Source organism: Paractinoplanes maris, assembly GCF_023544465.1.
Classification (GTDB): Bacteria; Actinomycetota; Actinomycetes; order Mycobacteriales; family Micromonosporaceae; genus Actinoplanes; species Actinoplanes maris.
Genome location: NZ_JALPVL010000004.1, coordinates 190,051 through 202,526 on the forward strand (window position 1 = coordinate 190,051; position 12,476 = coordinate 202,526).

10 protein-coding genes are annotated in these 12,476 nt (G+C 72.0%); 9 read left to right on the forward strand and 1 reads right to left on the reverse strand.

Translation table 11 applies throughout. The annotated features are described in order from the left end of the window. Positions 1-379: 379 nt before the first annotated feature. The 9 genes from NAG42_RS12975 to NAG42_RS13015 all read left to right on the forward strand — a co-directional run bounded on the left by NAG42_RS12975 (position 380) and on the right by NAG42_RS13015 (position 11,577). On the forward strand, positions 380-703 hold the full coding sequence (locus NAG42_RS12975) for a DUF167 domain-containing protein (protein ID WP_250030483.1): 324 nt from the start codon (positions 380-382) through the stop codon (positions 701-703). Positions 704-713: 10 nt separating this feature from the next. Beyond that, on the forward strand, positions 714-2,255 hold the full coding sequence (locus NAG42_RS12980; RefSeq protein WP_250030484.1) for a potassium/proton antiporter: 1,542 nt from the start codon (positions 714-716) through the stop codon (positions 2,253-2,255). A 296-nt stretch (positions 2,256-2,551) separates the two neighbouring features. Then, positions 2,552-2,980, forward strand: coding sequence for a TraR/DksA family transcriptional regulator (locus tag NAG42_RS12985; RefSeq protein WP_250030485.1), 429 nt, complete (start codon positions 2,552-2,554; stop codon positions 2,978-2,980). A gap of 29 nt (positions 2,981-3,009) precedes the next feature. Beyond that, positions 3,010-3,567: a signal peptidase II gene (lspA, locus tag NAG42_RS12990; RefSeq protein ID WP_250030486.1), complete on the forward strand. Its 558-nt coding sequence runs from the start codon at positions 3,010-3,012 to the stop codon at positions 3,565-3,567. A gap of 41 nt (positions 3,568-3,608) precedes the next feature. After that, positions 3,609-4,493 (forward strand): RluA family pseudouridine synthase, encoded by an 885-nt coding sequence (locus tag NAG42_RS12995; protein WP_250030877.1) that lies wholly within the window; start codon positions 3,609-3,611, stop codon positions 4,491-4,493. A gap of 55 nt (positions 4,494-4,548) precedes the next feature. Further along, the gene (locus tag NAG42_RS13000) at positions 4,549-5,499 is read left to right on the forward strand and encodes a hypothetical protein (RefSeq protein WP_250030487.1); all 951 of its coding nucleotides are present in this window, start codon (positions 4,549-4,551) and stop codon (positions 5,497-5,499) included. Positions 5,500-5,666: 167 nt separating this feature from the next. Next, on the forward strand, positions 5,667-7,130 hold the full coding sequence (locus tag NAG42_RS13005; protein ID WP_250030488.1) for a MinD/ParA family ATP-binding protein: 1,464 nt from the start codon (positions 5,667-5,669) through the stop codon (positions 7,128-7,130). Between the two features lie 75 nt (positions 7,131-7,205). Further along, positions 7,206-10,739 carry a DNA polymerase III subunit alpha gene (dnaE, locus tag NAG42_RS13010; protein ID WP_250030489.1) on the forward strand — a complete coding sequence of 1,178 codons (3,534 nt, stop codon included), beginning with the start codon at positions 7,206-7,208 and terminating at the stop codon, positions 10,737-10,739. Between the two features lie 55 nt (positions 10,740-10,794). Next, positions 10,795-11,577, forward strand: a complete 783-nt coding sequence (locus NAG42_RS13015; RefSeq protein ID WP_250030490.1) for a DUF2567 domain-containing protein — start codon at positions 10,795-10,797, stop codon at positions 11,575-11,577. Between the two features lie 123 nt (positions 11,578-11,700). Here NAG42_RS13015 and NAG42_RS13020 read toward each other — a convergent pair whose 3' ends face one another. Next, positions 11,701-12,408 (reverse strand): LON peptidase substrate-binding domain-containing protein, encoded by a 708-nt coding sequence (locus tag NAG42_RS13020; protein ID WP_250030491.1) that lies wholly within the window; start codon positions 12,406-12,408, stop codon positions 11,701-11,703. Positions 12,409-12,476: the final 68 nt, after the last annotated feature.

Consider the following 12,476-nt stretch of genomic DNA (forward strand, 5'->3'; position numbering starts at 1 on the left):
CCCGGTCGACCACCTCGTGGGCGCCGCGGCCCGCCGCTGACCATCGGGCCGCCCCGGCATCGTTCCGCGGGCCGCCGCTGAGTTCCCGGGCGCCGGATCCGATCGGCAGGTCGCGCTGAGTTCCCGGGCGCCGGATCCGATCGGCAGGTCGCGGCCGGACACCGCCGCAGGCTGTCGCCGGACACCGCGGCCGGACACCGCCGCAGGCTGTCGCCGGACACCGCGGCCGGACACCGCCGCAGGCTGTCGCCGGACACCGCGGCCGGACACCGCCGCAGGCTGTCGCCGGACACCGCGGCCGGGCATCGTTCGGCGGGCCGACGCGCGCTGTTGGGCACCGGGCCCTGCCGGCGCCGGGCATCGATCGGCACAATGAGGCATGGTCAAGCGCCGCGTGCCTCCGCCTGACGAGAGTGTCCTGTCCGTGCCCGTGCGAGTGCGACCGGGCGCCGGGCGGGATCGGGTCGGCGGACGGTACGAGGGACCGCACGGCCCGGCGCTGATCGTCGCCGTGGGCGCGCCCGCCGTCGACGGCAAGGCGACCGAGGCGGTGCGCCGGGCGCTCGCCGGCGCGCTCGGCGTGCGGGCGGGCGATGTGGAGCTGCGGCTCGGCGCGACGAGCCGCGACAAGGTGTTCACCGTCGCCGCGCCCGGGTCCGGGGTCGCCGCGCGGCTGACCGCGTTGCGCGACGGTCCGGCATGAGACCACCGGCGTGACCGGCGGGCTGGACTACGCGCTGCTCATCGGTTCCGCGGTCCTGCTGGTGGCGGTGGCCGCGGTGCGCGTGTCGACCAAGGTCGGACTGCCCAGCCTGCTGGTCTATCTGGCCATCGGGATCCTCATCGGCGAGGCCGGGCTGGGCATCCGCTTCGACGACGCGGAGCTGACCCGCACGCTCGGCTTCTGCGCGCTCATCGTGATCATCGCCGAGGGCGGGCTGACCGCGCGGTGGAGCACGCTGCGGCCGATCCTGGGCCTGGCGAGCTCGCTGGCCACGCTCGGGGTCGCGGTCAGCATCGCGGTGGTCGGTCTCGCCGTACATCTGCTCCTGGACCTGCCCTGGCAGTTGGCCCTGCTCTATGGCGCGGTCCTGTCGTCGACCGACGCGGCCGCGGTCTTCGCCACGCTGCGGCGGCTGCGGTTGCCGCCGCGGCTGGTGGCCACGCTCGAGGCCGAGTCGGGTATGAACGACGCGCCCGTGGTGTTGCTGGTCGTGCTGCTCAGCGCGGATCTGGCCGAGATGCACCCGTGGTGGTACGAGCTGGCCATCGTCGTCTACGAGCTGGCGGCCGGCGCGGCGATCGGCTTCGCGGTCGGGGCGGCCGGTCGCTGGCTGCTGCGCAACGCCGCTCTGCCGTCGGCCGGCCTCTATCCGATCGCCGCGGTGGGTCTCACCGTCCTGGCGTACGCCGCGGGGGCGGTGGCCCACGCGTCCGGGTTCCTCGCCGTCTATGTGGCCGGTGTGGTGCTCGGCAACGGCCGCATCCCACACCGGCGGGCCATCCTCGGGTTCGCCGACGGTCTGGCCTGGGTCGCCCAGATCGGGTTGTTCGTGCTGCTCGGCCTGCTGGCCTCGCCCACCCGCCTGGACGAGGCGCTGGTGCCCGCGCTGGTGGCCGGGGTTGCGCTGGTGCTGCTGGCCCGTCCGCTGTCGGTGGTGATCTCGGCCGTGCTGGCCCGGCCCGTCCGCGGTCCGCGCCGGCCCGGCAACCGGGTGGGCTGGCGGGGAAGCGCGTTCCTGTCCTGGGCCGGTCTGCGGGGCGCCGTGCCGATCGTGCTGGCGACGATCCCGCTGTCGGCCGGGACGCCCGGGGCCGAGGGTCTGTTCGACGCGGTGTTCGTGCTGGTCATCATCTTCACGTTGCTCCAGGCCAGCACGCTCGGACCGGCCGCCCGGCTGCTGGGGGTGACGGCACCGGGGGAGGCGGCCGAGGTGCATGTCGAGACCGCCCCGCTGGAGCGCATGAACGCCGACCTGCTGCAGATGGACGTGGCCGAGGGGTCACGGCTGGCCGGCGTGCACATCGACGAGTTGCGGCTGCCCACCGGCGCCTCGGTCACGCTGGTCGTGCGGGACGGCGCGGGATTCGTACCCGGCCCCGACACCCGCCTGCGCACCGGCGACGCCCTGCTGATCGTGGCCACCGCCGCGGCCCGCGACCGGGCCGAGCGACGCCTGCGCGCGGTCAGCCGCCGGGGGCGGCTGGCCCGCTGGTTCGGCGAGGAGGGCGGCGAGGAACCCGCCGCTCGGTAGCGACGGGTATCCGACGGGATATTCGGGGAGATTTGCCGGGATTCGGGGGCATGATCCGGTACGGGCTGTTGTCGGTGCGGTATACGTTCCGTATCCTTGCCACCCACCGGAGTGCGCGGCTGCTCGTTCGGCCGCGCCGTTGTGGCAGGTGGGGGAAGATCTACGGCGTTGCCCGGCCGGGGGACGACGTTTCCGCCGCCGGGCGCCCGGCGATCGAGGCGTGAGCCGGCCGCCGGGGGAACCATCGGCGGAAGACAGAACGGGATCGCCGCGTGGGCGCGGCTGAGGGAGCGACGATGGCGAAGGCAACCGGCACCAGGTCGACCGCGGCGAGCGCCGACAAGAGCACCGGCAAGCGGACCCGCAGCGCCGCCGAGACCGAGACGATCCGGGTCGCTCTGGTCGAGCGGCGCGACGAGCTGCAGACCGAGTACGACGTGTCGATCACCGAGCTGACCGAGCTGCAGCGGGACCGCCTGGCCGACTCGGCCGGCGACGACCAGGCCGACACCGGCACCAAGACGCTCGAGCGTGAGCAGGAGATCACTCTGGCCAACAATCTGCTGGAGCGGATCACACAGGTGGAGCGCGCCATCGACCGGCTCAGCGAGGGCAACTACGGTTGGTGCGAGCGGTGCGGTAACGCCATCCCGGTCGAGCGACTGGCGGCGTTCCCGTCCGCGACTCTCTGTGTGCACTGCAAGCAGCTGGAGGAACGACGCTGAACGCCGACGAGGCACCGGGCGCGACCGCGGTGGACGAGCCGGAGCCGGGGCCCAAACCCCGGTTCAGCGGCCGTGCCGTGGCCGTGCTGGGTGCCACCGCCGTGGTCGCCGTGGCCCTCGACCAGTGGGTCAAGTGGCTCTCCACCGAAAACCTGGACGAGGGCAATCCGGTCCGCGTCCTCGGTGGCCTGATCTATCTGTCGCTGCTGCGCAACAGCGGGGCGGCCTTCAGCTTCGGTGAGGACCACACCTGGGTCTTCCCGGTGATCACCCTGGTCGTGATCGGCTGGATCGGCTACATGGCGACCAAGCTGCGCTCGCTGCCGTGGGCGCTGGCGCTGGGCCTGGTGCTCGGCGGCGCCCTGGGCAACCTGGGAGACCGGCTGTTCCGGGCCCCCGGCCCGTTCCACGGTCACGTGGTCGACATGATCAGCCTCTTCGGGCCGTACGCCGAGTATTTCGCCGTCTTCAACATCGCGGACAGCTGCCTCAGTGTGGGCGTCGTGCTCGCGGTGCTGCTCGAGCTCACCGGCCGGCAGCGGGACGGCAGCCGGATCTCCGTACGGAAGAAGAAGGATCAGAAGTGAGCTCGCAGCGTTCCCTGCCGGTGCCCGACGGGCTCGACGGCATGCGCCTCGACCAGGCCGTGTCGCGGCTGTTCGGGCTGTCCCGCACGGCCGCGGCGACGCTGGTCGAGTCGGGTGGCGCGCTGGTCGACGGCTTCCCGCGCCCCAAGTCCGACAAGGTCAGCGCGGGCGCCTGGCTCGAGGTCACGCTGCCCACGCCGGCGAGCGCGCCCGTCGTGGTGGCCGAGCCGGTGCACGGCCTGCAAGTGATCTACAGCGACGACGACATCGTGGTGATCGACAAGCCGGTCGGCGTGGCCGCGCACCCCAGCCCGGGCTGGACCGGCCCGACGGTCATCGGCGGCCTGGCCGCGATGGGGCAGAACGTCGCCACCAGCGGCGCCGCCGAGCGCCAGGGCGTGGTGCACCGGCTCGACGTCGGCACCACCGGCATCATGGTGGTGGCCAAGAGCGAGGTCGCCTACAGCGCACTCAAGCGGGCCTTCAAGGAGCGCGAGGTCGACAAGCGCTACCACGCCGTCGTGCAGGGCCACCTCGACCCGCTGCGCGGCACCATCGACGCGCCGATCGACCGGCACCCGACCGCCGACTACAAGTTCGCCGTGATGAACTCGGGCAAGCCGAGCGTCACCCACTACGACACGGTCGAGGCGTTCCGCTCGGCCAGCCTGGTCGACGTGAAGCTCGAGACCGGCCGCACCCACCAGATCCGGGTGCACTTCTCGGCGCTGCGGCACCCGTGCGTGGGCGACACGCAGTACGGGTCCGACCCGACGCTGGCCGCGCGACTCAAGCTCAACCGTCAATGGCTGCACGCCCGTGAGCTGTCCTTCCTGCATCCCCGCACGCTCGACGAGGTCCGCTTCGTCAGCGACTACCCCGACGACCTGAAGTACGCGCTGAGCGTGCTGCAGGACGCGAGCTGATCCTCGGACAGCGGTCACGGTGGGGCCGGCGGATCATCGAGTACGGGGGCACGCCTTGCGCGGCGCCCCCGCGACGCGCTTGGTGGCGGCGGTCGCCGTCGCCTCGGCCGGTGTGCTGCTGCTCGGCACCCTCTGGCTGAGCAGGCCCGAGACGGTGCCGGCCGGGGATCCGGGTGATGTCGTGCGGGTCGGCGTGGTGCAGGGCCAGACGGTGCCCGGCTATCTCGACGCGACCCGCGACGAGCTGGGTGCCCTGACCGACCCGTCGGCGCCCGCGGCCGGCGAGACCTGGGCCCTGGTCAGCCTGGAGGACTACGTGGCTGCCGGCGTGCTGCCCGACCTGCTGGCGGACACGGCGGTGGCCCAGGTGTACACCCGGGTGTCGCTGGCCGAGGGGCACACCCCGGTGGTCCGCATCCCGGTCTACCGGCTGCCGGCCGACGTGCTCTCGGGCATGCTCGACACGGCCCTGGAGCGCGATCGCGAGCACGCCGAATACGAGCAGCTGGCCCGCCGCCTCACCGGGGACGACGAGAATCAGGTGCGCGCCCGGCGGGCGTACCTGTCGGCTGCCCGCACGGCGTCGGCGGAGGCCTCGGCGTACCGCTCGGGGTGTTCCTGTGCCTTCGCGGCCGTGGTCCGGGCCGCGCCGGCCGCCCTGCGCGGCGTGGCCGACCGGCCGGGGGTCCGGGCGGTGGATCCGGCTCCGGAGGTGCGGCAGCTCGACCGTACGGAGTTCCGGCCGCCGCTGCCCGAGCAGAACGGCACAGTTCCCGCCGAACCGTCCCGCTCGCCCGCTGTGCCAACCGGGTCCGGGGGCATTGCCTCCCGCCCTCCGGCGCCGATAATGTCGTCGCCCGAGGCGTCTGTGACATCTGCCTCATCGACCGGCGCCGTCCGCACGACGCCGCCGTCCATCCCGGCGCCGCAGGAGCGTCCTGCCGTACCCTCTGCTTCGGACGTGACTCCTGCTCATGATGTGACGAGCCGCTCGGCAGCACCTTGAGCCGTGTCCGGGCGTTAGTTTTCTCGTCCGCCGGCGACGCCGGCGGCGGCGGGCCCGGCTCCAGCAAACGGGCAGTGGCCCGATCGGGGTTCGCTCCGTAGCCTGTCAGGGGCGAGGAGTCCGGGGCATGATCACCGGCAGACGAAGCAGTGCAGGGAGGACGTGCCGTGGACGGGACCGAGACCGGCTGGGGCCGGCCTGCGGAACCAGCCCCGCGATGGCGGGCGCTGCTCGACCGCGCCCGGCACGGTTCCCGGCAGGCCGAGGAGCAGCCCGAGCCGGAGCGTGAGGCGCCACCGGCGCCGCCCGGCCAGTCGCAGCAATATGGTCAGCCGTTGCCGACCCGCCGCCCGATCAACCCGCTGGAGACCCGCGGGCAGTACGGCGCGGGCCGCTACGAGCAGCGACCGGAGGCGCAGCCGCCACAGCCCGAGCCGCGCCCGATGCCGCAGCGGCCGGTCAATCCGCTCGACCCGCGCCGGCAGCGCCAGGCCGAGGCCCCGCCCCGGCGGGCCGCCGCCGCGCCGCCGATGGCCCCGCCCCCGGTCGCGTCGCCGCCGGCCCCGCTCGCGCCGCCCTCGCTCGCGCCGCCCTCGCTCGCGCCGCCGGCCGAGGAGCAGCACAGCTTCTTCAGCCCCTCGGCCCGCCCGCCGGCCGCTCCGCCGCCGGGCCGGGAGTACCCGCAGGTGCGTGCCTCCGCCGCGGCACCGGTCATGCCGGTCATGCCGCAGCCGGTGCCCCAGCCGATGCCGCAGCCGGTCGCGCCCCAGCCGACCTCGCCGGCCCCCGCGCGCATCGAGTGGCGTCAGAGCCGCGCCGACGAGCAGCTCGAGCGGGCCGTCGCGGTGATGCGCCGCAAGCTCGGCAAGCCGCGGGTGCTGGCCTTCGCCAACCCCAAGGGCGGCGTGCACAAGACGACCGCGACCGTGCTGGCCGCGGCCACCATCGGCAGCGTCCGGGGCCGGGGCGTGCTCGCCTGGGACGACAACGAGCTGCGCGGCACCCTCGGGCTGCGGGCCGGCAGCGCCCGCCACGCCCGCACGATCAAGCATCTGCTGGCCGACCTGATGCAGATCGAGAACCTGCACGCCGACGCCCTGCTGCAGGAGCTCGACGGTTACCTGCGGCACGCCTCCGACGGGTCCTACGACGTGCTCGCGGGCGAGGAGAACCCGCGCTTCGCGGCCCGGCTCGACCAGGCCACGGTGCGCCGGGTGATGGATCTGCTGCGGCGCACGCACGACGTGATCTGCGTCGACACCGGCAACAACGTCGAGAGCGTCAACTGGCAGACCGTCATGCGCCAGGCCGACCAGCTGGTGATCACCACCGTGCCCCGCGAGGACGCCGCGTTCACCGCCGACTGGATGCTCGACGTGCTCGACGACAGCGGCATGGGTGACCTGGTCTCCAACGCGGTCACGCTGATCTCGTGCCCGTCGCCGGGGCCGCTGCCGCTGCTCGACGACTTCGCCAAGCACTTCGCCACCCGCACCCGCGCGGTCGCCGTCGTGCCCTACGACCAGGCGCTCGAGGTGGGCTCCTCCATCGAGTACGCGGAGCTCCAGCAGGAGACGCGGACGGCGTGGCTCAAGGCGGCCAGTGTGATGATCGAGCCATTCGCCGAATGACACGCGCGTAGCCCTCGAATCCGGTCCGAGGGTGCGGCTAGAGTCGCTGGGTCCAACAACTTAAGGGGGCCCGGGGTGTCTGACTCGTTCGTGCATCTCCACGTGCACACCGAGTATTCGATGCTCGACGGAGCCGCCCGCGTCAAGGAGTTGCTGGCCGAGGCGTCCCGCCTCGGCATGCCGGCCGCGGCCATCACCGACCACGGCAACATGCACGGGGCGTACGACTTCTACACCCAGGCCAAGGCGGCCGGCATCACCCCGGTCATCGGCGTCGAGGCCTACGTGGCGCCCGAGTCCCGCCTGACCAAGAGCCGCATCAAGTGGGGCCGCCCGGAGCAGAAGGGCGACGACGTCTCCGGCAACGGCGCTTACACCCACATGACGATGTGGGCCCGCAACGCCGTCGGTCTCAAAAACCTGTTCCGTCTCAACTCGCGGGCGTCGATCGAGGGCCAGCTCGGCAAGTACCCGCGGATGGACTTCGACATCATCGCCGAGCACGCCGAGGGCATCATGGGCACGACCGGCTGCCCGTCCGGCATCGTGCAGACCCGGCTGCGGCTCGGCCACTTCGACGAGGCCCTGAAATCCGCCGCGATGTACCAGGAGGCTCTGGGGAAGGACAACTACTTCCTCGAGATCATGGATCACGGCCTGTCGATCGAGAAGCGGGTACGTGACGGCCTGATCGAGATCGGGCAGAAACTCGGCATCAAGCCGCTGGTCACCAACGACTCGCACTACGTCCACGAGGAGCAGTCCGCGGCCCACGACGTGCTGCTCTGCGTGCAGACCGGCAGCAACGTGGCCGACCCCAACCGGTTCCGCTTCGACGGCAACGGCTACTTCGTGAAGTCGGCCGATCAGATGCGCGCGGTCGACTCGTCCGAGGCCTGGCAGGAGGGCTGCCGCACGACGCTGCTGGTGGCCGAGCGGGTCGACACCGAGGGCATGTTCACCTTCAAGAACCTGATGCCCCGGTTCCCCATCCCCGACGGTTACACCGAGGAGGAGTATTTCCGCCACGTCGCGTTCGAGGGCCTGCGCAGCCGCTTCCCGGCCGGCATCCCCGACACGCACATCAAGCAGGCGGAGTACGAGCTCGGCGTCATCATCCAGATGGGCTTCCCGGCCTACTTCCTGGTGGTGGCCGACTTCATCCAGTGGTCCAAGCGCAACGGCATCGCCGTGGGCCCGGGCCGCGGCTCGGCCGCGGGCTCGCTGGTGGCCTACGCGATGGGCATCACCGACCTCGACCCGCTGCCGCACGGCCTGATCTTCGAGCGGTTCCTCAACCCCGAGCGCATCTCGATGCCCGATGTCGACATCGACTTCGACGAGCGCCGGCGGGGCGAGGTCATCCGCTACGTCACCGAGCGCTGGGGCGACGACAAGGTCGCCCAGATCGCCACCTTCGGCACGATCAAGGCCAAGGCCGCGATCAAGGATTCGGCCCGCGTGCTCGGTTACCCCTTCGCCGTCGGTGACCGCATCACCAAGGCGCTGCCGCCCGACGTGATGGGCAAGGGCATCCCGCTTTCGGGCATCTTCGACAAGGACCACAAGCGCTACAGCGAGGCCGGTGAGGTCCGCACGCTCTACGACACCGACCCGGACGTCAAAAAGGTGATCGACACCGCGCGCGGCATCGAGGGCCTGATCCGGCAGACCGGTGTCCACGCGGCCGGCGTGATCATGTCGGCTGAGCCGATCATCGACCACATCCCGCTGATGCGCCGGGCCGCCGACGGCGTCATCATCACGCAGTTCGACTACCCGACGTGCGAGACGCTCGGCCTGCTCAAGATGGACTTCCTGGGGCTGCGAAACCTCACGATCCTCGACGACGCGGTCAAGAACATCAAGCTCAACCACGACCTCGACCTCGACCTGCTGGCGCTGCCGCTGGACGACCCGGCGGCCTACGAGCTGCTGGCCCGGGGCGACACCCTGGGCGTGTTCCAGCTCGACGGCGGCCCCATGCGGTCGCTGTTGCGGCTGATGAAGCCCGACAACTTCGAGGACATCTCGGCCGTGCTGGCGCTCTACCGCCCCGGCCCGATGGGCGTCGAGTCGCACACCAACTACGCCCTGCGTAAGAACAACCTGCAGGACATCACCCCGATCCACCCCGAGCTCGAGGAGCCGTTGCGCGAGATCCTCGAGCCGACCTACGGCCTGATCGTCTATCAGGAGCAGGTGCAGCGCGCCGCGCAGATCCTGGCCGGCTACAGCCTCGGCCAGGCCGACCTGCTCCGCCGGGCCATGGGTAAGAAGAAGAAGGAGATCCTCGACAAGGAGTTCGGCCCGTTCCGCGACGGCTGCCGCGCGCACGGCTACTCCGACGAGGCGATCCAGGCGGTGTGGGACGTTCTGGTCCCGTTCGCCGGTTACGCGTTCAACAAGGCGCACTCCGCCGCCTACGGCCTGGTGTCCTACTGGACGGCGTATCTGAAGGCGCACTACCCGGCCGAATACATGGGTGGACTGCTCACCAGCGTCGGCGACGACAAAGACAAGATGGCGATGTATCTGGCCGAGTGCCGGCGCATGGGCATCCAGGTGCTGCCGCCCGACGTCAACCAGTCGGCCGGGCCGTTCACCCCGGTCGGCAAGGACATCCGGTTCGGCCTGGCCGCGGTGCGCAACGTCGGCCACAACGTGGTCGAGGCGATCGCCCGCTGCCGCACCGAAAAGGGCGACTACCAGGACTTCTACGACTTCTTGTCCAAGGTGGACGCGGTCGTCTGCAACAAGAAGACGATTGAATCGCTGATCAAGGCGGGCGCGTTCGACTCGATGGGGCACAGCCGCAAGGGCCTGCTCGCCGTGCACGCCGAGGCCATCGACGCGTACGCCGATGTGAAGCGCAACGAGGCGGCCGGCCAGTTCGACCTGTTCGGGGCGTTCGGCGACACCGAGGGCGGCAGCGCGGCCACGGTCGCCATGCCGACGATCGGCGACTCCGAGTGGGACAAGCGCGACAAGCTGGCCTTCGAGCGCGAGATGCTCGGCCTCTACGTCAGCGACCACCCCCTGGCCGGTCTCGAGCAGCTGCTGCAGAATTCGGCCGACACGACGATCGCCGCGCTCAACGAGGAGGGGTCGGTCCCCGACGGCCAGGTCGTCACGCTGGCCGGCATCCTCACCGGGGTGCAGCGCCGCATCACCAAGCAGGGCCGGGCCTGGGCCTCGGCCACGCTCGAGGACCTGGCCGGCGGCGTCGAGGCGCTGTTCTTCCCCAACACCTACGAGGTGATCGGCCAGTTCATCGCCGAGGACGCGATCGTGGTGGTCAAGGGCCGGGTCGACCGGCGTGACGACACCCCGCGCATCATGGCCATGGACATGTCGCTGCCCGACGTCAGCCACAACCCCGACAGCAAGCCGGTCACGCTGACCATGCCGATCACCCGGTGCACGCCGCCGCTGGTGTCCGAGCTGAAAGAGATCCTGAAAAGCCATCCCGGCGACGCCGAGGTGCACGTCCACCTGCAGAACGGCAGCCGGACGACGGTCCTGCGGCTGGGCGCGGTGCGGGTCGCCCCGACGCCGGCGCTGCGGGCCGACCTCAAGACGATCCTCGGCCCGTCCGCGGTGGTCTGAGCGTCGTGACCGGGCACGGGGGACGAGACAGCGCGACACCTGGCAGGATCGTAGGGTGAACGCGAGTCAGGAACCGGCGCCGCCTCAGCACCCCGGCGAACGCCCGGCGCTCGATTACGGCGCCCCCGCGGGCGGATACGAGCCGGTCCACCCGAGCGGCCCGACCCGGACGCTCTTCGGCCGCCCGTTCGACCTGCGCGGGTCCTCGCCGCGGCCGTGGAAACGGACGCTGGTCGTCGCGGTCGGCTGCCTGCTGGTCATCCTCGCCCTGGGTGGGCCGCTCGGCCTGCTCTGGCGCTGGCTGGCCCCCACGGTGCCGGTGATCGACGCGGGTCAGGCGGGCGTCGTGGTCAACGACCCGTCGCCCGAGGAATACATCGCCGCCGACGGCTGGTTCACGCTGCTCGGCCTGGCCTTCGGCCTGCTCGTCGCGATCGGCGCGTGGTTGATCCTGCGTCGCGACCGCGGCCCGTTCCTGCTGCTCAGCGTGGTGCTGGGCGCGCTCGGGGCGGGCTGGCTGGTGGCCCCGTGGGTCGGCGAGCTGATCGGCCGCGCCGATTACCGGAGCTGGATCGAGACGGCGCAGCAGGGTCAGACCTACGCGGCGCCGCCCGAGGTGCACTCCCTGGGCCCGATGCTGGTCCCGGCCTTCGCCGCGGCGATCGCCCTGACGCTGATGGCCGGCTGGTCCAACGACCCCGACCTCGACCAGCCCGGCGCCAAGCCGGGCTACGGCCCCAACAACGACCTCGAGAACTACCCGCCGGAGGATCCGCGCGACTACCAGCCGCCGGTCGCTTCCCGCGACTATCAGCCGCCTCTCGAGCCGCGCGGCTAGTCGGGACTGGCCGGGCGGCGCGGCTGGTCGGGGCCGACCGGGCGGCGCGGCTGGTGGGGGCAGGCCGGGCGGCGCGGCTGGTTCGGGCTGGGCGGCGCGCCTGGTTCGGGCTGGGCGGCGCGGCTAGTTGGGGCTGGCCGGGCGGGCCAGGTCGCTGAGCGGGACGGGGACGGCGCGCACGCGGGCCAGCAGGCCGGCCTCGCGGTTGAGCAGCTTGAGCTCGGTGCGCAAGCGGGTCGCGGTGTCGGGCGCCGAGAGCAACAGTTGCCGCTCGTCGGTGGTCAGCTGGGCGGTCGCGGCGATCAGGTGGGACAGCACGGTGGCGTCGCCGGGGACGGCGTCGAGCACCTCGGAGTCGGGGCGCAGCAGCTCCAGGTAGGCCCGGAAGGCGGCCAGGGCCCGCGGCGCCAGCAACTCGGCCGTCTGGTCGGCCGACTCGTCGGGCAGCCACTCGACGTCGGCGGTCAGATAGGGCTCGTCCCCTTGGCGTACGTCCTTGACCGTGAACCGCCGCCGGCCGACGGTCATGATGTCGTAGCGCCCGTCGGGCAGCTCGGTGACCTGGCGCAGCTCGGCCGTGCAGCCCGTCGGGTAGAGATCGTCGACCTCGATCGGCGGCGTCTCCGGCTCGTCACTGTCGTCGCTGTCGGGAGCGGGCGCCTCGGACCCGCGACGCAGGGTCACCACGCCGAACTCGTGCGGCCCGTCCTCGGGGCTGGCCACGAGCTCGCGCACGAGCGTGCGATAGCGCTCCTCGAAGATGTGCAGGGGCAGCACCAGGCCGGGAAACAGCACCGTACCCAGGGGGAATACCGGCAGCCGCGTGCTCACGGGTTCAGCCTATCGGTCGCCTCACCATGGTCAACCCGTCCCACCCCGCCACCCGGGCGAGGCCGGGG